Annotated in this window: 18 protein-coding genes; 10 read left to right on the top strand and 8 right to left on the bottom strand. The window is 60.7% G+C overall.

From position 1 onward, the window contains the following. Positions 1 to 171 precede the first annotated feature (171 nt). From J3R84_RS35100 to J3R84_RS35090, 3 genes are all read right to left on the bottom strand, one after another. Positions 172 to 1,617, bottom strand: coding sequence for a sulfatase family protein (locus J3R84_RS35100; RefSeq protein WP_057220056.1), 1,446 nt, complete (start codon positions 1,615 to 1,617; stop codon positions 172 to 174). 139 nt (positions 1,618 to 1,756) lie between these two features. Continuing rightward, complete coding sequence (locus J3R84_RS35095; protein WP_057220055.1) at positions 1,757 to 2,815, bottom strand: LacI family DNA-binding transcriptional regulator; 1,059 nt, start codon at positions 2,813 to 2,815, stop codon at positions 1,757 to 1,759. A 64-nt stretch (positions 2,816 to 2,879) separates the two neighbouring features. Continuing rightward, entirely contained in the window at positions 2,880 to 4,070 is a 1,191-nt protein-coding gene (locus tag J3R84_RS35090; RefSeq protein WP_057207188.1) for a glycoside hydrolase family 88 protein, read from the bottom strand. Between the two features lie 237 nt (positions 4,071 to 4,307). Here J3R84_RS35090 and J3R84_RS35085 point away from each other — a divergent pair, with 237 nt between their 5' ends. The 10 genes from J3R84_RS35085 to J3R84_RS35040 all read left to right on the top strand — a co-directional run bounded on the left by J3R84_RS35085 (position 4,308) and on the right by J3R84_RS35040 (position 16,103). Next, complete coding sequence (locus J3R84_RS35085) at positions 4,308 to 5,150, top strand: carbohydrate ABC transporter permease (RefSeq protein WP_225906239.1); 843 nt, start codon at positions 4,308 to 4,310, stop codon at positions 5,148 to 5,150. A gap of 37 nt (positions 5,151 to 5,187) precedes the next feature. Next, the gene (locus J3R84_RS35080) at positions 5,188 to 6,036 is read left to right on the top strand and encodes a carbohydrate ABC transporter permease (protein ID WP_057207328.1); all 849 of its coding nucleotides are present in this window, start codon (positions 5,188 to 5,190) and stop codon (positions 6,034 to 6,036) included. Positions 6,037 to 6,083: 47 nt separating this feature from the next. After that, on the top strand, positions 6,084 to 7,166 hold the full coding sequence (locus J3R84_RS35075; RefSeq protein ID WP_057207189.1) for an ABC transporter ATP-binding protein: 1,083 nt from the start codon (positions 6,084 to 6,086) through the stop codon (positions 7,164 to 7,166). Between the two features lie 34 nt (positions 7,167 to 7,200). Beyond that, entirely contained in the window at positions 7,201 to 8,487 is a 1,287-nt protein-coding gene (locus tag J3R84_RS35070; protein WP_057220054.1) for an ABC transporter substrate-binding protein, read from the top strand. Between the two features lie 111 nt (positions 8,488 to 8,598). Next, a complete protein-coding gene (locus J3R84_RS35065; RefSeq protein WP_063978356.1) occupies positions 8,599 to 9,885 on the top strand; it encodes an ABC transporter substrate-binding protein in 1,287 nt (428 codons plus the stop codon). 59 nt (positions 9,886 to 9,944) lie between these two features. After that, a complete protein-coding gene (locus J3R84_RS35060) occupies positions 9,945 to 11,819 on the top strand; it encodes a DUF2264 domain-containing protein (protein ID WP_057216976.1) in 1,875 nt (624 codons plus the stop codon). 46 nt (positions 11,820 to 11,865) lie between these two features. Continuing rightward, positions 11,866 to 12,705 (top strand): 5-dehydro-4-deoxy-D-glucuronate isomerase, encoded by an 840-nt coding sequence (kduI, locus tag J3R84_RS35055; RefSeq protein ID WP_057220084.1) that lies wholly within the window; start codon positions 11,866 to 11,868, stop codon positions 12,703 to 12,705. After that, positions 12,702 to 13,466, top strand: coding sequence for a 2-dehydro-3-deoxy-D-gluconate 5-dehydrogenase KduD (gene kduD / locus J3R84_RS35050; RefSeq protein WP_025430245.1), 765 nt, complete (start codon positions 12,702 to 12,704; stop codon positions 13,464 to 13,466). The genes kduI and kduD overlap by 4 nt, the downstream gene beginning before the upstream one ends. A gap of 28 nt (positions 13,467 to 13,494) precedes the next feature. Continuing rightward, a complete protein-coding gene (locus J3R84_RS39215) occupies positions 13,495 to 13,803 on the top strand; it encodes a hypothetical protein (RefSeq protein ID WP_435526103.1) in 309 nt (102 codons plus the stop codon). 167 nt (positions 13,804 to 13,970) lie between these two features. Beyond that, positions 13,971 to 16,103, top strand: a complete 2,133-nt coding sequence (locus J3R84_RS35040) for an adenylate/guanylate cyclase domain-containing protein (RefSeq protein WP_225906220.1) — start codon at positions 13,971 to 13,973, stop codon at positions 16,101 to 16,103. A gap of 200 nt (positions 16,104 to 16,303) precedes the next feature. Here the strand turns inward: J3R84_RS35040 and J3R84_RS35035 are convergent, their stop codons facing one another. The 5 genes from J3R84_RS35035 to J3R84_RS35015 all read right to left on the bottom strand — a co-directional run bounded on the left by J3R84_RS35035 (position 16,304) and on the right by J3R84_RS35015 (position 21,916). After that, positions 16,304 to 17,653, bottom strand: a complete 1,350-nt coding sequence (locus tag J3R84_RS35035) for a DUF2778 domain-containing protein (protein WP_225906221.1) — start codon at positions 17,651 to 17,653, stop codon at positions 16,304 to 16,306. A 439-nt stretch (positions 17,654 to 18,092) separates the two neighbouring features. Beyond that, complete coding sequence (locus J3R84_RS35030; protein ID WP_057207196.1) at positions 18,093 to 18,698, bottom strand: nucleoside deaminase; 606 nt, start codon at positions 18,696 to 18,698, stop codon at positions 18,093 to 18,095. A gap of 85 nt (positions 18,699 to 18,783) precedes the next feature. Beyond that, on the bottom strand, positions 18,784 to 20,271 hold the full coding sequence (locus J3R84_RS35025) for a nucleobase:cation symporter-2 family protein (protein ID WP_107026964.1): 1,488 nt from the start codon (positions 20,269 to 20,271) through the stop codon (positions 18,784 to 18,786). A gap of 91 nt (positions 20,272 to 20,362) precedes the next feature. Then, entirely contained in the window at positions 20,363 to 20,830 is a 468-nt protein-coding gene (locus tag J3R84_RS35020; RefSeq protein WP_146160872.1) for a hypothetical protein, read from the bottom strand. Positions 20,831 to 21,022: 192 nt separating this feature from the next. Beyond that, positions 21,023 to 21,916, bottom strand: a complete 894-nt coding sequence (locus J3R84_RS35015) for a LysR family transcriptional regulator (protein WP_057207197.1) — start codon at positions 21,914 to 21,916, stop codon at positions 21,023 to 21,025. Positions 21,917 to 22,003 lie beyond the last annotated feature (87 nt).

The following is a 22,003-nucleotide window of genomic DNA, read 5'->3' as shown; positions in this document are numbered from 1 at the left end:
CATATTCGAAGGTCGACCTTCAGCCAGCGGACAGCGCCGGCATGATCTCCAAGATGAGATCGGGTGCGCTTGATCGGCGAAGATGTCGGTAAACCTCAGAGCGACGACTTGTTCGCTGTGGCGGCCTCGAAGCTGTCCACCAGTAGCCGTAGGGCGGGTAATGACCGGAGCTTAAGGGAAGGCCAAGGCTTTCCTGCGCAGTATGAACTGCTGGAGCGCATCAGGGCCAAGCGCGATGTGGTCTCCTGTTAGCCGCATGTGCTCGGTCAGTTTGGAAAACAAGTATGCGGCCAGATCTTCGCGCTCCACGACCAGGTTGGTCGTTTCCTGCGGGTCGCTTGCCAGCGCGTAAAGCTCAAAGAAGACCTCGTCCTTGAAGATGTCGACGATGAGCTTGTGCGATTGGTGGATGATACACCGCGAGAAGTTGCCCAGGGCGCCATTGCCGTCGAACTGAACAAAGATATCCTTATGCTCGCAAGGCGTCCCGGCGTTGATCGACGGCATCAGGGAGCGGCCGGGAAGGTCTTTGGGTTTCTCGACGTTCACGATGTCGCAAATCGTTGGCAAGACGTCGATGTGACTGACCGCTTGGTCGCAGACCCCGATGCCGGCCATGGGCGCCGGCATCTTGAACAGGAGAGGTGTGCGGATCGCCTCCTCGTACATGCACATCTTCTGCCAGAGGCGATGCGAGCCGAGCATCTCGCCATGATCGCTCGTAAACACGATCAGTGTTTCGTCGTAAATGCCTTCAGCCTTCAGCTTGGAAACGATCGCTCCGATGCAATGGTCGAGAAGAGCCACCAGCCCGGCATAGACGCGCCAAATCTCTTTCCAATCGTCGCGGCTGTAACGGGTGCCGAGGAAGCCGGGTAGATTGTAGAGCTGCAGCGGACTTTGGCCGGAGAACCATTGGCCGACATTGTCAGGCGGCTCGACCTCTCGCGCCAACGAATACCACGGCTCGGGCACATCGAAGGGGGGATGCGGCGCCAGGAACATGGCGCTCAGGAAAAGTGGCCGCGATCTGTCGCGGTTCTCGATGGCGCCGAGCGACGATTGCAGGATATAGCCGTCGAAGAAGCTGTCGAACCCCGGCTCATAGCAGCCGGTCGCCGGCGTCGAATAGTCTCCGACCGAGGTAACGGTGCCTGAAGTCAGTTCCGGAACGATGCCGCGGAAGCGTTGGCCTCCAGGTGGACGGTGCCCCCTCGCATCGAGAAACGCGCCGTAATTCTCTTCAAGTGCATGCCACCTGACCGCCGTGCCTTCGCGCATCTCGAGCGGTGGCTGGTACATCAGATGCTGCTTTCCCGCGTGCCATCCGTCCCAATCGGCAGACAGCAGTCCGTACAGGTTGGCGAAGTCGTCACCTATGAAGCCATGCTGTTTGTCCACCTCGACCCAGGGGTTGATCAGACAACCGGTCGAATTGGGATATCGCCCGGTGAAAAACGCGCCGCGCGAGGGAACACAGAGCGGGGAAGCGCAATAGGCGTTCGGGAAAAGGCAACTGTCGGCCAGAAGCGCCTGCAGATGCGGCATGTAGGATGTGCCGATGAAATCGTAGCGAAGCTGGTCGGCCATGATGACGACGACGTTCGGTTTCTTCATGGATTATCCTCGCTAAGCCAAGGAAAAAAGGCAGCGCAATGCGTTCGCCGTGGCAGCCCGGTCAGTCAGACATCGGCGGTGGCATGCCGTCTGCAAGGGGTGAGCAGGCGTCGGTGAAGGCCTGTAGGTTTCGTCGTCGTCAGCGGGCGGGACGTTCCCTGGGCGGACCGACGGTCGCCCTTTCGATCAGTTTGACGCCCATGTTGACGCGCGTGATGCTTTCTTCGGCGTTGGCTATTCGCTTCATCAGGAGTTGAACGCCGATCCGGCCGAGCTCGATGCGATCGATGCTGATCGTCGTCAGCGGCGGCCGGCTGTGCATGGCAATCGCTACGTCGTCGAGCCCGATGATCGAATAGTCGTCGGGCACCGAAAGCCCCTGGCTCTGAAGCGCCTGCATGACGCCGAGCGCCACCACGTCCATGCTGCAGAAAAGCGCCGTTGCCTTGTCCAGCCTGCCGCTCTCGAGCGCTTGGCGCGTGGCCAATTGCGCCTGGGTTTCCAGGAAACCCATCTTGCCGAGATCAATGAGGTGCTTGTCCGGATCGAAGACAATTCCAGCTTCCTCCAGCGCCAGGCGAAATCCTTCAAGGCGACGCTGCATGGACAGTCGCCGTGGCAGCGTCACATGCATGATGTCTCGGTGCCCGGCCTCCAGCAGGCGGCGCGTCGCTAGCCAGCCCGCCGACCAGTTGTCGGGCAGAACACTGTCCATGCGCATCGAACGATCCATGCCGTTTATCAGAACGGTCGGCACACCACTTGCGGCGAGCCGGTCGATCGCGGCCCGGTCGTCCAGGCCGACCGCGATGACTGTGCTCGGCTCCGCGCCACGCAGGTATTCGTCGATCTCCGCGGTGTTCTGTTTGGTGTCGAGCGTCAGCAGCTGCACGTCGACTTTCAGCGAATGCGCCGCTGCCTCGTCCAGTGCGCCGCGGATCACATCCTCGTAGAACTGCGACCCGGAGTAGTACTCGGCCGGCACGATCAACGCGGTGCTTCCGATGCCAGCCTTGTGAAGCGATCGGGCGTTGCGCCCGAGGTAGCCGAGTTCTTCGGCAAGAGCCAAAATCTTCTTGCGGCTCTCACCGCTGACGCCGCCGCGATTGTTCAGCACCTTCGACACGGATGCGACCGAAACGCCGGCTGCATCGGCGATGTCGCGCAGTGTCAGTGTGGCGAGTTGATCATCGGTCATTGGAAACCCACTCCATCAGATTCCTGCGCTTTTTGGGAGTCGCAGCGACTGGCATTTTGTCTGCTTACCAGAAGAATTGTGTATGCCCGAGCGACCGCATCAAGGCCTCCATGAAATAGTAGTCTCCATAGGGAAGCATGGTGTCGGAATAGCCTGATCCGACATGGGCCGCGCCATGGGCGAGAAGGCCGAGTGCCGTTGGATCTTCGGTCAGGTCGCAGGTGTCGAGCAAGCCAGCGATCAAGCGGTCGGCAAACCCGCGCCAGGCTTGAGCCTCGTCGACGTCGCACTGGTCGGCGAGCATGTAGATGCCGGCTGCCATGATGGCGCCGGCCGAACTGTCGCGCGGCGCGTTCTTCGGGTTGGGGACGTCATAGTCCCACACGGGCACGAGGTCGCTGCCCATCAGCTGCTCGGCCTTGGCGGCGAGCCTGCGGGCCGCATCCAGATAGGTCCTGTTGCCGGTGACGCGCGCGCATTGCGCAAAACCGTGGATCAGCCAGGCCTGGCCGCGTGACCAGCATGATCCGTCGGCATGGCCCTGGTGGGTTTCTCCGCGCAGTGCCTCGCCGGTGCTCGGGTCGAACAGGAAGGTGTGGAAGCTGGTATCGTCGTCGCGCACCAGATGTTTCAATGTGGTGTCGGCATGGCCGTCGGCGGCCTCGCGAAAGTCGGCGCGTCCGGTTTCGCCGTAGGCCCAGTAGAGGAGGGCGAGGTTCTGCATCGTATCGGCGATGATCCGCCCGTTGGCGAAATCTGCGCGCATGGAGCCATGCGCCGGTTGCGCGTTCCACGCCTGAAGATAGCGCCCCTCCGGTCGGTACCGGCCGAGCAGCAGATTGGCGGCTTCAAGAGCGAGCGCGCGCGGCTCCTTCTCGCCGGTCATCAGCCATTCGGCGACGCAGCTGAGCGAGAACTGGAAGCCAAGATCATGGTCCTGAGCGCGGCGATGCGCCAGAATGCCCCGAAAGATCGAGCGGCGGGCGCGCGCTGCGTTCAGGAATGTCGGATCTCCTGTTAGCTGCGAGGCAAGCCATAATTGGCCGGCATGAAAGCTCACGACCCAGTCGTAGGGGCTGCAATAGGCCCAGCTATTGTCGCTCAAGCCGATCTTCGGGTTGCGAATGCCGATGATCGGCATGGTCGTGCGCAATTTTTCGATGCTGCGTACGAGCGCTGCCTGGTGGCGATCAACATGAGAGGTGGCGGCTGCCGGCACGGAGGCTGCAAAGTAGCTACTGGTTTCGATTTTCATGTGAGTGCTCCTGAGTGTGGAAATCTTTTTGCTCATTACGCAATTTTCGTCAATAGCGAAACTTTCGCTTGACGAAGAATGTTTTCGGTTTCATTCTTATGTCTAGTCTGGGCGTCCTTCGTGACGTCCACGGCGCCGATAAGGGAGGGTGAGGGAATGTCCATTACGGACGCATCGAATGCAGGGCCGCCTCTGAGCGTGCGACTGCGCAGCCAGTTGGGCGGCTACGGCTTCCTGATGCCCTGGCTGCTGGGGTTTGTCGTGCTGACCTTGGGGCCGGCCGTTTCGTCGTTCTATCTCTCGCTCACCGACTTCGGCCTGATGGGGCCGGCCAACTGGGTCGGCGCCGAGAACTATGTGCGGATTGCCAGCGACGACCCCCGTTTCTGGACGGCGATGCGGGTGACTTTCACATTCGTTCTCCTGTCGGTTCCTCTCAAGCTGATGTTCGCGTTGGCGATCGCCGTGGCGCTGAACAAGGGGCTGCGCGGCCTGACGGTCTTTCGGGCGATCTTCTATCTTCCGTCGCTGGTCGGCGGCAGCGTTGCGATCGCGGTGCTCTGGCGGCAGGTGTTTGCCGGCGACGGGGTGCTGAACCAGGTTCTGGCGGCGCTTTTCGGCTACGAAGGCCCGAGCTGGATCTCGAACCCGTCCACGTCGCTCTACACCCTGGTTCTGCTCGCGGCCTGGCAGTTCGGCTCGTCGATGATCATCTTTCTCGCCGGTCTGCGCCAGATCCCGCAGGATATGTATGAGGCTGCCAGCATCGACGGGGCAAGCCGCTCCCGCCAGTTCTTCAAGATCACGCTGCCGCTTTTGACGCCGGTGATCTTTTTCAATGCGGTGATCCTGACGATCGACGCGTTCAAGGCTTTCACCTCGGCTTTCGTCGTCAGCGACGGCAGCGGTGGTCCGATCGATACGACGCTGTTCTACACGCTCTACCTCTACCAGGAAGCCTTCACCAACTTCCGTTTCGGATACGCATCAGCCCTTGCCTGGGTGCTGGTGGTCATCATCGCCATTTTCACGACGCTGTCCTTCATGTCGGCCAAATATTGGGTGCACTACGATGACTGATACCGTCTACGCGTCGAACGTCGTCGAGGCAGCTGCCATGCCCGACGGAGCCAAATCCTCGCCGCTGAAGCGGGCGTTGGTCTACGCGCTCCTGACCGCCGTGAGCTTCATCATGCTCTATCCGTTGCTGTGGATGGTCTCGAGCTCCTTCAAGCCAGAAAACGAGATCTTCGCGACGACATCGCTAATACCGCAGGAGTTTACGCTCGATGCCTACCGACGCGGTTGGAATGGCCTGAGCGTCAGCTTCGGCCACCTGTTCCTCAACTCGCTGCTGATCTCGGTCCTGGTCGTCATCGGCAACCTGATATCGTGCTCGATGGCCGCCTATGCCTTCACGCGGCTGCAGTTCAAGGGACGCGGGTTCTGGTTCGCGCTCATGCTCGGAACCCTGATGATGCCGCAGCATGCGGTGCTGATCCCGCAATATCTGATGTTTCTCAAGTTCGGCTGGGTCAACACGATCATGCCGCTTGTCGTGCCGAAGTTCTTCGCCATCGATGCCTTCTTCATCTTCCTGATGGTTCAGTTCTTCCGCGGCATCCCGCGCGAACTCGACGAGGCGGCCATCATGGACGGCGCCGGGCCGTTGCGCATCTTCCTCAAGGTGATCCTGCCGCTTTCGACGCCTGTCCTGGCGACCGCCGCAGTCTTCTCCTTCATCTGGACCTGGGACGATTTCTTCGCGCCGCTGATCTATCTGAACGACATCGAGAAATACACGGCCCAGCTTGGCCTTCGAACCTTCGTCGATGCCACGGCGCAATCGGATTGGGGCGCTCTGCTTGCGATGTCGACTTTGACCGTATTGCCGATCTTCATCCTCTTCCTCCTGTTCCAGCGGCTGCTGATCGAAGGCATCGCGACGACGGGCATGAAGCGGTAGTGCCGCGAACAAAAACCACAGAACAAGCAATAGGAAAGGGGAGCCCCATGACGACGCTCGCTTTGAAGCAAGTCCAGAAGCGCTACGGTGCCGTCGAGGTCATCCGCGGCGTCGACCTCCAGATCGGCAGCGGCGAGTTCGTCGTTTTCGTCGGCCCGTCGGGGTGCGGCAAGTCCACGCTCTTGCGCATGATTGCCGGGCTGGAGCCCATCTCCGGCGGCGAGCTGGCGATTGGCGGCGCCAGGATGAATGAGAAGGCAGCCTCCGAGCGCGGCATCGCCATGGTCTTTCAGTCCTATGCCCTCTATCCGCATATGAGTGTCTACAAGAACATGTCGTTCGGCCTTGAAACCATGCGCATGCCAAAGCCCGAGATCGATCAGCGGGTGCGCAAGGCCGCCGAAATCCTGCAGATCACGCAGCTGCTCGAACGCAAGCCAAAGCAGCTGTCGGGCGGCCAGCGTCAACGCGTCGCCATCGGCCGCGCCATCGTGCGTGATCCGAAAATCTTCCTGTTCGACGAACCCTTGTCCAACTTGGATGCCGAGCTTCGCGTGCAGACCCGTGTCGAGATTGCAAAGCTCCACGCCGATATCGGCGCCACGATGATCTACGTCACCCATGACCAGGTCGAAGCCATGACACTGGCTGACCGGATCGTCGTGCTACGCGCCGGCCGGATCGAGCAGCAGGGAACGCCGCTCGAAATCTACAACAGGCCGGTCAACCGCTTTGTCGCCGGCTTCATCGGTTCGCCCAAGATGAATTTCCTGGATGTTTCCGTGGTGGGGCGCCGCGACGACGGTGTTGTCATCGGTCTTGCCGGTGCCGATGTCGCGGTGCCGCTGGTCGAGAGAGCCGAGATCGGGGCGACCCTCAGTCTTGGCGTTCGCCCGGAGCATATCAGGGCCAACAGCGCGGGCGGCATCCATCTGGGGACATTGACGATCACCCATATCGAGCATCTCGGCGGCCAGACCATCGTCTATGGGCGTCTGCCCGACAAGCAGGCGCTCATCGTCGCCATGGAAGGCCAGACACTGCTTGGCACGGGCGAAACGCTGAGCGTCAGCATCGCGCCGGAACATTGCCATCTCTTCGACGCCGAAGGGCGCAGGCTTGCCGACTAGGCTCAGGCAAAAACGGAACCAAAGGGAGGAATTCATGATCAATCGACGCGAACTTCTACGCAACGGCCTGCTGCTCGGCGGAGCGGCTGCATTTTCGCAGCTTCCGCTGCGGACCGCATTTGCCGACAGCGCCACGATGCGGCTCTACTGGTGGGGCACGCCTGCGCGCGCCGAGCGCACCCTTGGCGTCGCCCGGCTGTTTGAAGCCGCCAATCCGGATGTCAAGATCAACGGCGAAGTCGGCGGCAACGACTATTGGTCGAAACTGACGACGATGCTTGTTGGCGGCAATGCCCCTGATATTTTCCAGCTCGAGCCTGGCCGATTTGCCGACTATGCGCGCCGTAACACCACGCTTCCGCTCAACGATTTCCTCGGCAAGTCCATTCGCACCGACAAGCTCGCGCCGGGTGTGCTGGAGCTTGGAACCGTTGACGGCAAGGTGGCGGGCATGCCGCTGTCGCTCAACGCGTTCGCATTGTTCTATGACACGGAAGCCTTCAAGCAGGCCGGGCTCAATCCGCCGGGGGCCGCGACCACGTGGGACGAGTTCGCCAAACTTTGTGTCGAACTGACCAAGGCGATCGACCGCAAGAACGTTTGGGCGGTCGGCAACGCATCACGTTACACCTATGCCTTTGATGCATTCTTGAACCAGCGCGGCAAGCGATTGTACGGCGAGGACGGCAAGATCGGTTTCGATGTCAACGATGCCAAAGACTGGTATGGCTACTGGGAGAGCCTCGCCAAGAACGGCGGCTGCGTGTCGGCCGAAGTTCAGTCGATGGACCAGATCCAGGTCGATTCAAACCCGCTGGCAACCGGCAAGGCCGCTATGGCCATCGCGTTTTCGAACCAGCTTCTCGGCTACCAGTCGGCGATGAAGAACCCGCTAGGGATCACCACCTTGCCGGTGACGGATCCATCAGGACCGTCCGGCCTGTTCTACCGGCCGGGTCTGCATTTCGGCATTGCAAGCACCTGCGAAAATCCGGAACTTGCTGCCCGGTTCATTGACTTCTTCGTCAACGATATGGCTGCCGGCAAGGTTCTCGGCGTCGAGCGCGGCGTTCCCGTCAACACCGACGTCAAGGGCGCGGTCGTTCCGCTGATCGACGACGTGTCGAAACGGACGGTCGACTACATCTCGTCGATTGCCGGCCGGGTCGGCGCCTATCCTCCGCCAGTGCCGGTCGGCGCCTCCGAATTCGACACACGCGCCTTCCGGCCGCTGGCAGACAAGGTGGCCTTTGGCCAAGTGACGCCCGCAGAAGCGGCTGATCAGTTGGTTGGGGAAGGCGGCCGAATTCTCAAGGGCTGATCGTCTCGCGACGATAGTGGCCGCTTCGCTTGTCGAAATCGCCTATGCGCCCAAGTGCGCCGCCGAAGGAGGTCGGCGGCGCACAGAAATCGAAGCTTTCGGGAGAGGACCATGCTTGGCAGACGCGAATTTTTGCAATTGGGGTTGTTGTTCGGGGGCGCGGCAACGTTTTTGCAATCGCCGTTGCGCTCGGCACTGGCGGATAGCGCAACGATGCGCCTCTTCTGGTTCGGTTCTCCCGCACGCGCCGAGCGCACGCTTGGTGTTGCCAGGTTGTTCGAGGCCGCAAATCCCGGCGTGAAGATCAATGGCGAGGTTGGCGGCAACGACTATTGGTCGAAGCTGGCGACGATGCTGGCCGGTGGCAATGCGCCCGATATTTTCCAGCTCGCGCCAAGCCGCTTTGCCGACTACGCCCGCCGCAACACCCTGCTTCCGCTCGGCGATTACCTGGGAAGCGTAATCCGTACCGACAAGTTGATGCCCGGCGTCCTCGATCTCGGGGCGGTCGACGGCAAGGTCGTCGGCATGCCCCTGTCGTTGAATGCGTTTGCTCTGCTTTACGACAGTGTCGCCTTCGACGAGGCCGCCATTGCGCCGCCCGGACCGACGACGACCTGGGACGATTTTGCCAGGCTCTGCATCGACATCACCAAGGCGATCGGCCGGAAGAATGTCTGGGCGGTCGGCAACGGCGCGCGCTACAGCTATGCCTTTGAGGCGTTTCTCGTTCAGCGCGGCAAGCGACTGTACGGCGAAGATGGCCGGATCGGCTTCGATGCCACCGATGCCAGCGACTGGTACGGCTATTGGGAAAGTCTGGCGAAGAACGGCGGCTGCGTGTCGGCCGAGGTCCAGGCAATGGACAAGCTTCAGATCGATTCCAATCCGCTTTCAACCGGTCACGCGGTGATGGCGATCGCCTTTTCCAACCAGTTGCTCGGCTATCAGGCGCTCGCTAAGAACAGGCTGGGGATCACCTCGCTACCGATCGCCGACGCGGCGGGACCTTCCGGCCTGTTCTACAAGGCGAGCCTGCATTTCGGGATTGCCAGCACCTCGAGGCAGCCGGAGCTTGCAGCCCGGTTCCTCGATTTCTTCATCAACGACCTCGCGGCCGGCAAAATTCTCGGCGTGGAACGCGGCGTGCCGATCAACCTTGATGTCAGGGAGGCAGTGACGCCTCTTGTCGACGATGTCTCGAAACGATCGGTGGACTACATTTCCTCGATAGCGGGACGGGTGGGCGCCTTTCCGCCCCAGGTTCCGATCGGGGCCTCCGAGCTGGAGGAACGCGTGTTCCGACCGATCGCCGACCAGGTTGCCTTCGGCCAGCTGACGGTCGCTGCAGCCGGCGAGGAGCTGGTCGCGCAGGCAAACCGCATCCTCAGGAGCTGACGTTTCCAACGGCTCGCCCTGGGCCCTGCACCATAAGCCTCCCAAGACAGGAATGGCCAATGACAGATGGCATATACCCCGACAGCCTGTTCCATCCGTGGTCGGGCAATGAACTGCGCACGCGGGCCGATGTCGAGCGCGCGCTGAAATCGCTCTGCGACCCGGCCGAATCCTACCGGTCGGCCGGTGGCGCGCGGTTGCGGTTCGACGCGACCGCTGCGCATTTCGATCAGGCGGCAGCCGATCTCGAGGGCTTCTCGCGGTTGTTGTGGGGGCTGGTGCCGGCGCAGGTCGGCGGTGCCGACTGGATCGACTGGAAGCCGATCGCACGCGGTCTTGCGTGTGGCACGGATCCGCACCATCCGGAATATTGGGGGCAGCCGACGGATCGCAACCAGCGCCTCGTCGAGCTCGCGGCAATCGGCTTTGCGTTGCGTCTCGTGCCGGACAAACTCTGGGCTCCTCTTGAGCCAGATGAGCGCGAGAACGTCGTCGCCTATCTCAAGTCAGGGCATGCCTGCCGGTTTTCTGAGAACAACTGGAAGTTCTTCCGGCTGCTCATCAGCCTGGGGCTGGATTCCGTCGGCGCCGATCACGATCAGGGTTTGGACCAGGCCTATATCGACGAAATCGAGACCTTCTATTTCGGTGATGGCTGGTACAGCGACGGTGACGCGCGCCGCGCCGACCACTACATTCCCTTCGCCTTTCATTTCTACGGGCTCATTCTTGCCGTGCTCGACGGCCGCGCCTACACGCAGCCCTATCGCGAGCGTGCGCGTCTCGCCGCCGGCGATATGACGCGTTGGTTTGCCGATGATGGCGCCGCATTGGCGTTTGGCCGGTCGATGACCTATCGCTTTGCCATCGCCGGTTTCTTCGGCGCTCTGGCATTCGCCGGCGAGGAGGCGCTGCCGTGGGGGCAACTGAAGGGCTTCTATCTGCGCAATCTGCGCTGGTGGGCCAAGCAGCCGATGGCGTCGAGAGACGGCATCCTGCCGGTTGGTTACGCTTACCCGAACCTTCTGATGTGCGAGACCTACAACTCACCGCAGTCGCCCTATTGGGCCTTGAAGGCGTTTCTGCCGCTGGCCTTACCGGAGCAACACCCCTTCTGGAGCGCTGAAGAGGCGGATTGCCCACCGCGCGCCGACGTCGCCGTGCACGTGCACACGGGCATGATCATCAGGAACCCTCCTGGTGATGCCATCGCGCTTTGCGGTGGCCAGCAAACGGGTCCGCAAAACACCTGGGCACGGTTCGGTGCCGAGAAATACAGCAAGTTCGTCTATTCCGCCCGCTACGGTTTCAGCGTGGAAAGTGACCCCAACCGTTTCGCCGACGCTGTCCTGGACGGCATGATCGGATTCAGCAGCGACGGTCTCCAGTTCCATGTCCGCCAGGCCAACGAGCAAGTGCTGATCGCCGATGACGTCCTCTACGCGCGCTGGCGGCCCAATGGCGACATCCTGGTCGAAACCTGGCTCTACTGTCATGGCGATTTCCATGTCCGCACCCATCGCGTCTGGGCCGAGCGAGCGGTCCTAACCAAGGAAGGCGGCTTTGCGATCGCCCGAAGCGATCGGCTTGCCGATGCACTGGAAGGTGAAGCTGGCAACGCTGTTGTTGCAACTCCGCACGACCTGTCGGCGATCGTCGATCTCGGCTCGTCGGTCATCCGTGCCGGCAAAGCGCATATCGCCCAGCCGAACACCAACCTGATTGCCGGAAGGACGCTGGTGCCGCAGTTGACGGCAGAGATTCCCCGGGGAACGAGCACACTTTTTGCAGCCGTCCTGGCGAGCGCCGATCCGGCCGCCGGGCGCAGCACGCTGACGCGCTTGCCGCCGGCCCCCGACCTGCCAGCGCTTGAAGCCCTGATCAAGGCAAACGGCCGGCCGGTCACCCTTATGAGCAGAAATACGAGTGCCTGACCGGCTGTTGACGCCGGCCTATTTTGCAAGTCGAGGACAAGAACTGATGGATATTCGCCAAGCTATACATTTCGAACAGGCCGAGACGCTCGACACCGAGGGGCTGCGCCGCCATTTCCTCGTCGAGGATCTCTTCGCAGCCGGCGAAATACGCGCCGCCTACAGCCACTATGACCGCCTGGTTCTGCTCGGCATCCGGCCGGAAGCTGCACCGCTCGCCTTCAGCGCCGAGCTCGCGAAATCCGCTGGCGTTGCCGATTTTCTCGAGCGGCGGGAACTGGCCGTCGTTAACCTTGGCGGCGGCGCGGCGAGAATATCCGTCGATGCCGTGGATCATGTCATTGCGCCTTTTGAGGCGCTCTACATCGGCAAGGGTGCGAAAGGCGTGTCCTTTGCCGCCGTGGACGAGGCATCGCCTCCAAAACTCTATGGCGTCTCGGCGCCCGCGCATGCCAGCCACCCCACCCATAAGATCACCCAGGATGAAGCGTCTCCCCAGGCGCTCGGGACGAGCGAGGCCGCCAACAAGCGCACCATCTACAAATATGTCCATGATGGCCTGTTGCCGACCTGCCAGCTCATGCTCGGCATCACGCGGTTCGAGCCGGGAAGCGTCTGGAACACCATGCCTGCGCACCTTCACGATCGGCGCATGGAAGCCTACCTCTATTTCGACATGCCGGAAGATCGTATGGTCGTCCATCTCATGGGGCGGCCCGAGGCGACGCGTCACCTGATCGTTCGCAACGAGCAGGCGGTCATTTCGCCCCCGTGGTCGATCCACAGTGGCAGCGGCACGGGCTCCTATGCCTTCGTGTGGGCAATGGCAGGCGATAACCAGTCCTTCGCCGACATGGATTTTGTGGCAATGGAGACCCTGCGATGACCGAGATTGGGGATCTGTTCAGTCTTTCCGGCAAGTGGGCGCTGGTCACAGGCGCCCGGGGAGGGCTGGGACAGGCGATGGCTTTGGCGCTCGCGAAAGCCGGGGCCGACATCGTCGGCCTCGGCTCGACGCCGATGCCGGAAACAGGCCAGCTGATCGAAGCTGCCGGACGCCGATTCCTCGGCATCCAGGCGGATCTTTCGCAACCCAACGATTTTCGCTCTCTCGTCGGCGAGATCGAAGAGCAAGCCGGGCCCATCGATATCCTGGTCAACAATGCCGGAACGATCAGGCGTGCCGATCTGCTCGACTACTCCGAGGCTGATTGGGACGTGGTGACGAACGTCAACGAAAAGAGCCTGTTCTTCCTGAGCCAGGCCATTGCGCGCGGCATGGTTTCACGCCGCTTCGGTCGCATTATCAACATCGCATCGCTGCTCTCCTTCCAGGGGGGCATCCGGGTTCCGGCCTATACCGCCTCCAAGCATGCGGTGGCGGGGCTGACGAAGCTGATGGCAAACGAGTTGGCTGCATCCGGTGTCACCGTCAACGCAATCGCGCCCGGCTATATGGAAACTGACAACACCGCGGCCCTGCGAGCGGATCCGGAGCGACAGAGGCAAATCCTCGAACGTATTCCCGTCGGGCGATGGGGCGTTCCTGAAGATCTGGCGACCGCGGTCCTGTTTCTGGCAAGTCCGCATGCATCCTATGTGACTGGAGCTATCATTCCGGTGGATGGAGGATGGCTCGCGCGGTGATGGCACTTCGATCGTTAGGACAGTCGCTATGTCGAGCGTGCAGTTTGGGGGTGGCAGTGGAGAAAAAGAGCGCATTGCTTCACCCGAGGCGAGATCGGCATCAGAGGATCTGAAGGGTGAGAAAATCATCTCGTTCTCGCGCCAGAACCTGTCTTACACGGAGCGCTCCGAGAAGTTCGAGGAGTACGATCTTTCGACGAACGTCACTTACAGCTGCGACGACACCTTCTCGCTACAGCGCCGCGCGTCTTATAAGACGCGCAAAGGTCGCTGTAGCACTTTGAATTGCTGCATGCTTTCATCCTTAAATCGAATACGAGCGTTGGCCGTCGAGTGATTTCTGGCATAAGATGGCATCTGCTATACGCCGAGGTTGGCACTGCCCAACAGGCAGCAGATGACCGTTCCACATTGAACAGTCTGCTGTAGCAGAGGTGCGACGTTCGGATCATCACCATTGACGGTATTTGCCCGGCACTTCGCGTTATTGGTGGGAGTTGATTCATGCGTTCGCCAGATATGACCGGAATATCCCGACCCCCGCGCTGGGGGTTGGCCGCAAAGCTGTTTACGACGCTCGTCCTGCTTGGCGCCGCCGCGATCTTGGTGACCGGTGTACTCGGTTACTTCCGTGCCCGTGACGCCATCGAAAAAGCGGTTTTCGACCAACTCACGGCCGCCCGTCAGAACAAGACGCGTCAAGTCGAAACCTATTTTCGCACCATCGCAGCGGAACTGCGCCTGCTCGCCGCCTCCAAGATGGTGGTTGATGCGACGCGCGAATTCCGGATTGCAGTCGACCAGCTCGATCGCGCAGGCGTACAGCCTGACCTTCGGCAGAAGGTCCAAGATTGGTACGCTGAGAACTTCATCCCGCAGATGACGAGTATCCTGGGAAGGCAACCGGAGCTGTCCGACTATCTGCCGGTTGGTGGCGCTCCGTACTATCTGCAGTATCACTACATCGTGGAAAATCCGAACCCGGCGGAGCGACGCAAGCTTCTCGATGATGCCGGTGATGGCAGCGAATACACCAGGCTGCATGCCACCTATCATCCATTGATGCGCGCAGCCGCCTCGATGGTCGGTTTCTTCGATTTCATGATCGCCGATCCCAAATCGGGTCGACTGATCTACACAGTCCAGAAGGAACTCGATTTTACCACATCCCTGCAATTCGGTCCCTACCGCCGCTCCAACGTCGCATCCGCTGTCGCGCGCTGCGCAGAGCCCGCCGGACAATCGGCCATCTGCCTGGAGGATTTCGCTCCATATGCACCGACCGGTGGAGCGCCAATTGCCTTCATGGGAGCACCGGTGATTGATAAGGGTGTCGTCATCGGGGTGCTGGTGGCGCAACTGTCGAACGAGGAGATCGACAACGTCGTCACTGGTGGTCGCCGGTGGCGACAGGAAGGGTTCGGCGACACGGGCGAGGCATATTTAATTGGACCCGACTATCTGGTGCGCTCTGGACCGCGGACATTCTACGAGAACCGGGAGGCGTACTTCGCCGAACTCAAGTCTGTCGGTGCCTCGGACGAGGAGATCGCCGCCATTCAGCGTTACGGGACGCCGGTGATGCATCAGCGCATCGACACCGAAGCATCTCGGGCAGCACTTGCCGGTGTCGAAAACACCGGCGAGATCATCGGGTACCGTGGCGTGCCGACACTCGCCTCGTGGGGCCCGCTCGAGATACCCGGCGTCAGGTGGGCGCTCGTCGCTAAAATTGACAGCGCCGAGGCCTTCGCGCCGATCGCCCAGCTCCGCCAGGAGCTGCTGATCGTCGGGGGATTGGCGCTGTTGGCGGTGGCCGTGACGGCCGCATGGCTTTCGCGCGCACTGCTCGGACCGCTGCGTGAACTCACTGCCGGAGTAAAGCGCTTCGCGGCCGGCGACTATGGAGCCAGTGTGCCAGTTCGCACGCGCGACGAGGTGGGCCAACTCTGCTCAGCCTTCAACGGCATGGTCGAGACGCTGCACGAAAAAAATGTCGTGATCGAGAACAAGAATCGTGAGAACGAGGAACTGCTCCTCAACGTGCTGCCGGCTCCGATCGCCAACCGGTTGCGCGGTGGCGAGGCTGGGATCGCCGACGGCTTCGCCGAGGTGACCGTCGCCTTCGCGGATCTGGTTGGCTTCACGGCTCTGTCATCGGAGATGCCGCCACACGAGGTCGTCACGTTTCTCAATGGGCTATTCACGCGCTTCGATGTCGCCGCCAATGAACTCGGAATCGAGAAGATCAAGACGCTTGGTGACGCCTATATGGCGGTGTGTGGCTTGCCCGAGCCGGTGGCTAACCACTCCGAGCGGATGGTGCGCATGGCTATCCGCATGGTTCACATTACCCGAGAGCACGCGATGGAAAACAACGTCTCGATGAAGCTCAGGGTTGGCGTCAATACCGGGCCGGTCGTGGCCGGCATCATCGGCAAGAGCAAGTACATCTACGACCTGTGGGGCGATACGGTGAACCTTGCCAGCAGGATGGAATCAGGCGGCGTGCCCGACGCGGTTCAGGTGACGCGCCCTGTCTACGAAAAGCTCAAAGACCACTTCGTCTTCGAGCCGCGCGGCCCTATCGAAGTCAAGGGCAAGGGCAAGGTAGAGGCCTGGCTGTTGAGGTTGTAATGCCGGACCGGCCATATCCGGCCTGTCGATCAGGTGGAAGCGATACGGGAACGCGTCCGCAATTTCTCGCCGGCATGAACGTCTACGTCTCAACCGCGCGGAGATGATGTAGCTGGAATACTCCAACCCGCGTCCTTCTCAGTCGCGTTGGCGAAACGCCTTGGCGGACATCACTACCGCGACTGCCGGGATGTTGTCCGTCAGCCCTTCTTTCCGTTCGATGCCATCTGTATGCCGGCCGCGCGTCCGCCGCTCGGAACCACGACGATCTGCCTGACCTTGCCTTCTTTGAACGCTGTGAGGAAACGCTTGTAGTCCTTGAAGGCGACGCAGCCATGCGATTCCGCCCGGCCGCTGCGCAGCAGGTAGCTGTGGGTCAGGAAACCGTCTCGGCCGTGCTTGTTCTTTCCGTCGACAGGCAGCATGCGGACCGCCTCGACCCCATGGAAGCGCGTTTCGCGCATCTTGAGATTGTAGGTGTGCGGTGGGGTCGGTCCGGTCATCTTGACGTTCACGTAACGCGGATTGTCGGCCATCTTGCCGATGCCGGAATGGGCCTCGAGCACGCTGCCGTCGGGCATGTAGACCTTCGCGGCGGTGATGTCGTAGACCGCGACGCCATTTCCTGCGCGGGCACCGCCGCCGAATAGGTTGCGGAGCGCGCCGAGGCCGCCACCGGATCGATTGTCCGCCGGATTGTTCGGCCGCACAAAGGCAAGCTGTTGCTGCCTTGGCGTTTCGCGTTCTTCGGTCCTCTTGATTTCATCGGCTTTCGGTGCCGTCCCGTCTTGGACCTGCCTGATCTCTGGCTTTTCGGCTTCAACGACAGGCTTCTGAACTTGACGGCCACCGGGACGGACCTGTGGCAGCGGTCCCGAAGACGGCGTGTCCTCGTAGTCTGGCAGGGCAACGGCCTCATCTTCGGCGTTCGGGTCCGGCGAGGCCGCGAGGTCGTCCTCCATTGGTACTGTCAGCAACGCCGAAAACACAGCGCTGTCCGTTGCGCTCTGAGAGGGGCCCGCATAGGCCAACGAGACCAAGGGCTTGTCGGTTGCTACGGCGCGCGGCGGCCCGAACCGTTCCGGCGCAGGCGCGTCAAGACTGGCGATCGCGCGGCCTGGCGTGACGGAATGAGAGGCCCTGAAGTGGCTGGCGAGCTGCTCGGATGTCAATGCAGCCTGCTTCGCACCGGAACTGAAGCGTGCAGCCTTGCCACTCGTCTCGGCATCTCCAAAGATATCGGCCCTGCGGGGGAGTTTCCCTTCGGCGCCGCTAAGGCTTGCGAGCACGACGGGCTCGGCCACGGCGACCAGCCTCGGCGTCTGTTCGACCCTTGCCTGCTTGACCCACGGGCGCTCTTTTTTGTGCTGCGCCGCATAGAGTTGTGGTTTGGGCAGGAGGTTGCCCGAACCGTGACCGAAATAGCTGCCCATCGCGACTGCACCCACGACGGATCCCGCGGCCGCGCCGGCAAGGGCGATGCCGCAACAGGTGATCAGCAGTGGACGCAACAGACGGCGCAAAGACTGTGAACGAACGACCTTACTCAAACGCATCTCAAGCCAGTAAATCTCGCAAACGCTCTCGGGCCGACGAGCGACCACCGCTGCGCAATTTCCCGGATTGTCCCCTTTTTGACGACGGATCGACAAAGAATGAACAAGTATGGTTAAATTTTGCTTTCCATGAATCTCACTAGATTAAAACTGGCATCAAGGCGTCCGTTCTCGGCCGTCGAATGGGTTTGCCGGATGATCGGCGGCTGGTTTCTGAAGTGGGTAGGATGCCGGGTGTAGCCCCAGCAAGGACTACACCCGATGCGTACTCTTCAATCAGCCTACAGCGCCGCGCGTCCTATTCGACGCGCAAAGGTCGCTGTAGCACTTTGAATTGCTGCATGTTTTCGTCCTTAAATCGAATGCGATTTGAGGAAACATGCTGTAGGCGACGGTTTCTATCGAGACCGACGTGAAGGGACGGATCGGCGCGTTAGTTGAGGGGAATTGCATTATCCCCCTTGCTGGCTTGATAGACAGAAGAGAGATCGTCGTATTTGCGGCCGATTGCAGTTGCTCTTTCCTTCAAAAGCGAATGCTGCGGTTCCGGAACTCCGTCGATCAGCCCCATGATCGACTGTCCTTTCCAGAATGAATTCGTCCGATTGTAGCCCCCGGGCTCCAGCGTGAAGACTTCCTTCAGGATCTTCAAATCGTGCGGAATGGAAAACGCATCCCGGGAATCCTCGTGGCTGAAGAAGTAAAAGAAGTTGTCGAAGCCTGCCCAGGTGATCGCCGAAAGGCACATCGAGCACGGCTCATGGGTCGACAGGAAGATGAGGTCCGTCGTATCCGGCCGCTCGGATCCGGTCATCTCATAGAAGCGCTTCAGGGTGTGAACCTCCCCGTGCCATAACGGGTTCTCGGTTTCGTTGTTGGTTTCGACGAGCACAGTGGAAAGGTCCGATTTCCGCAGCAGCGCCGCTCCGAAGATCTTGTTGCCGGCCGCGACGCCGACCTCCGTGGCGGGGATGATGCCAGCCTCCATGGCTGTCAGCAGGGCGTCGAGCAGACGCGTCGTTTCGATTTCTTCTGACATTCTTCATCTCCTTGAAATGTCGGGAAAAAGTTTTGTCCGGACCAAAGTTTAGATTTCGATCCGGACAGTGATTTCAAAGCAATGCTCAGTGAGCGCCCTCAGGGATCATCGGTATTTCGATGCCTTTTTCGTCATAGAGCTTGCCGTTGAGGAAGTAGTCGCCATCGCGAAGCCGCACGATGTCCTTGTAGCGGATCGTCCGTTCTGTCCCCGCCACGAACACTGACTGCTGATCGGCATTTCCTGCTTTGAAATGGTTGAACAGCAGGTTGAGGACGATCGCCATCAACGCAGCGGAACTGATGCCGGAATGAAAGATCGTCGCGACCCAGGCCGGGAAGTGCTCGTAGAATCCCGGTGACGCGATGGGGATCATGCCGAAACCGATCGACGTCGCGACGATGATCAAGTTCATGTTGTTGTGGTAGTCGACCTTGGAGAGCGTGCGTATGCCACTTGCCGCGACCGTACCGAAAAGGACGATGCCGGCCCCACCGAGAACGGAACTTGGCACGGCTGCAACAACGCGTCCCATGACCGGCAGAAGGCCGAGGGCGACGAGAAAAAGACCGCCGGTCGCCACCACATAGCGGCTCTTCACGCCGGTTACGGCGACAAGCCCGACGTTCTGGGCAAAGGCACTCTGTGTGAACGAACCGAAGATCGGCGCGAGAATACTCGACAGCATGTCGGCCCGAAGCCCATCGCCCAGGCGGTGAGAATCAACCTTCGTTTCGACGATCTCGCCAACGGCGAGAATGTCGGCTGATGTCTCCACGAGCGTCACGATGATGACGATCAGCATCGAGACGATGGCGGCGATCTCGAAGGTGGGATAGCCGAAATGGAATATTGTCGGCAGGGCGAAGAGGGGGCCATTTCCGACTTGCGAAAAGTCGGTCATGCCAACGGCATAGGCGATGCCCGTTCCGATCACGAGCGCAAGCAGGATGGAGAGCCTTGAAACCGATGCGCTTCCAAGCTTGCTGAGCAGGAGAACGATGGCGAGCGTTGTGGCGGCCAGCTGGATATTTGCCGGGCTTCCGAAATCGGGGGAACTGTTGTTGCCGCCCATTGCCCAGAACGCGGCGACCGGCATCAGCGTTAGTCCAATGGTGGTGATGACGATACCGGTGACTAGGGGTGGGAAGAAACGGGTAATCCGTGAGAATACGGGCGTAATCAATAGCCCGATCAACGACGCCGCGATAACGGCGCCGAGAATAGACGGTATTCCCCCATTGCCGGAAATCGCCACCATTGTCGCAACCCCCGAGAACGAAACGCCCTGTACAAGCGGCAGACGGCTCCCGAAGAATGGCAATCCCAATGTTTGCAGGATGGTGGCCAGACCACCGGCAAAAAGCGACGCCGTCACCAGGAGGCCGATGTCACTTGGGCTAAGCCCCGCCGCCTGTCCGACAATAAGGGGTACGGCGACTATGCCGCCGTACATCGTCAGAACGTGCTGTAATCCATATGCGATATTGGCGCCGATGCTGAGTTTTTCGTCTTCCGGGCGCCTGCTTGATGCACTTCCCTCTTTTATAATTGCCAAGGTAAACTCCTCCATACCTTTGCTGAGTTGCGTTTTGAGTTGAACCCCATTTCGGTCAGACACGTCGGCATAGCCATCGGGGCACAGGCCTATGCCGAGCATGGGCTCATGCCTGAATGAGAGATCGTTGCCGCTTATCGTCGACGTTGCTGGAACGCGCACGAGAGACGTGTCGTCGTGCAACAGGGGCAGGGTGTCCGAACCGAATTTCAGGAGCGGTGCCCGGCGGCGCTGCGCGCTCTAAGAGGTGAACCGGATCATCGAAGAGACCGAGCGGCAAGGCAGTTTCGCCACCCTCGATCGAACGGATCCTGATTCCGCGAACGAAATCGAGGCTGCCGATAATTTTATGGATACCCTGGGACCGAGCAATGACTGTGAAACGCTTCGAGTGGACGTCGACCAGCTCTGATGCGACCACGTCGCTCTTGGCAGGGGACTTGCGACGGGCGTCAGACTGGCGCGTATTGCGGCAGATAACGCAATGAAAGCCATAGACTAACCGACCAGCGGTTGAGGTCTTCCAATCATGCTCAAAGCAAAAAATATTACCAAAGGGAAGTTCGGTTTCCATGCCCCCACCAGCTCCATAGTTGAACTGGCAATTGGCCAGTTTCGCTAGGACCCTGTTCCAGGAGGTGCGAACTCCGGATCGTCATCAACGTGGGTTGAACGGGGCAATTCTTGCGAGGCACAGGCCTACGCTTCAATTAACGATGCAATGTTTTTACAGATACTGTCAAGGGGGCCAAGGAGACGTTATCGCTTATCGAGATCGTTCCTTCACGAGATCGATGAAGGCGCGTAGTTTGGCGGGCGCGTGCCGGCGCCCGGGGTAGTAGAGGCTGAGGCCGGGATAGGCCGGGGTCCAGTCATCCAGCACCTGGATCAGCCGTCTCGCCGCCAGATCCTCGGCGACCAGGTCTTCCGTGATCAGCAACAGGCCGACGCCGGCGAGAACCGCCTCGTGCATCAATGCGGTTTCGTCGAGCGTCAGGACGCCGGGAACGTCAATCTCCACCGTCTCGCCGCGCTTCTCGAATTCCCAGCGATAGATCGAACCGGAGGACATGCGCATGCGGATGCAGACATGGCGCAGCAGGTCGGCGGGCACGCGCGGCTGTTCGCGGCCCGCAAAATAGGCGGGCGACCCGACGACGATGGAACGGATCGTCCGGCTGAACGGCACGGCGATCATGTCCGCCGGTAGGCTCTCCTGAAGGCGGAAGCCGGCATCAAATCCTTCCTCCACAAGATCGATCAGCCGATTGTCGGTCACCAGCTCGACCTTCATCTCCGGATAGCGCCGGAGATATTCGAGGATCAGCGGCGACAGGATCATCCGCGCTGCGCCGAGCGAGGTGTTCAGCCGCAGCGTGCCGGAAGGGCGCTCGCGGTGCTGATCGACATTCTCGATGGCGGCGTGGATTTGCGAAAGGGCCGGAGCGACCTCCGCGATGAACTGCTCGCCCGCCGCCGACAGCGAAACGCTGCGGGTGGTGCGATCGAACAGGCGTACGCCAAGCCGCGCCTCGAGACCCGCGACCGCGTGACTGAGGGCTGAGGAGGACATGCCAAGGTCGCGGGCGGCGGCGCGAAATCCACCGCGTCGGGCCACCGCCACCACGGCTTCCAGTTCAATCAGGCCGCTGCGATTCATTGCGCTGGTTTCCGGGACAGTTTGCGTCTCTTTCACGGTCTTATACACGCAATCGGAAGGCGCTACATCCTGGTTTCAACAGGAGAA

Origin of the sequence: Ensifer canadensis (genome assembly GCF_017488845.2) — a bacterium.
Taxonomy (GTDB): Bacteria; Pseudomonadota; Alphaproteobacteria; order Rhizobiales; family Rhizobiaceae; genus Ensifer; species Ensifer canadensis.
This window is presented reverse-complemented; position numbering and strand designations above follow the sequence as displayed.

Coding starts and splice junctions, on each gene's coding strand:
- J3R84_RS35100 (WP_057220056.1), bottom strand. CDS start 1,617: ATGAAGAAACCGAACGTCGTCGTCATCATGGCCGACCAGCTTCGCTAC.
- J3R84_RS35095 (WP_057220055.1), bottom strand. CDS start 2,815: ATGACCGATGATCAACTCGCCACACTGACACTGCGCGACATCGCCGAT.
- J3R84_RS35090 (WP_057207188.1), bottom strand. CDS start 4,070: ATGAAAATCGAAACCAGTAGCTACTTTGCAGCCTCCGTGCCGGCAGCC.
- J3R84_RS35085 (WP_225906239.1), top strand. CDS start 4,308: ATGCCCTGGCTGCTGGGGTTTGTCGTGCTGACCTTGGGGCCGGCCGTT.
- J3R84_RS35080 (WP_057207328.1), top strand. CDS start 5,188: ATGCCCGACGGAGCCAAATCCTCGCCGCTGAAGCGGGCGTTGGTCTAC.
- J3R84_RS35075 (WP_057207189.1), top strand. CDS start 6,084: ATGACGACGCTCGCTTTGAAGCAAGTCCAGAAGCGCTACGGTGCCGTC.
- J3R84_RS35070 (WP_057220054.1), top strand. CDS start 7,201: ATGATCAATCGACGCGAACTTCTACGCAACGGCCTGCTGCTCGGCGGA.
- J3R84_RS35065 (WP_063978356.1), top strand. CDS start 8,599: ATGCTTGGCAGACGCGAATTTTTGCAATTGGGGTTGTTGTTCGGGGGC.
- J3R84_RS35060 (WP_057216976.1), top strand. CDS start 9,945: ATGACAGATGGCATATACCCCGACAGCCTGTTCCATCCGTGGTCGGGC.
- kduI (WP_057220084.1), top strand. CDS start 11,866: ATGGATATTCGCCAAGCTATACATTTCGAACAGGCCGAGACGCTCGAC.
- kduD (WP_025430245.1), top strand. CDS start 12,702: ATGACCGAGATTGGGGATCTGTTCAGTCTTTCCGGCAAGTGGGCGCTG.
- J3R84_RS39215 (WP_435526103.1), top strand. CDS start 13,495: ATGTCGAGCGTGCAGTTTGGGGGTGGCAGTGGAGAAAAAGAGCGCATT.
- J3R84_RS35040 (WP_225906220.1), top strand. CDS start 13,971: ATGCGTTCGCCAGATATGACCGGAATATCCCGACCCCCGCGCTGGGGG.
- J3R84_RS35030 (WP_057207196.1), bottom strand. CDS start 18,698: ATGTCAGAAGAAATCGAAACGACGCGTCTGCTCGACGCCCTGCTGACA.
- J3R84_RS35025 (WP_107026964.1), bottom strand. CDS start 20,271: ATGGAGGAGTTTACCTTGGCAATTATAAAAGAGGGAAGTGCATCAAGC.
- J3R84_RS35020 (WP_146160872.1), bottom strand. CDS start 20,830: ATGGAAACCGAACTTCCCTTTGGTAATATTTTTTGCTTTGAGCATGAT.
- J3R84_RS35015 (WP_057207197.1), bottom strand. CDS start 21,916: ATGAATCGCAGCGGCCTGATTGAACTGGAAGCCGTGGTGGCGGTGGCC.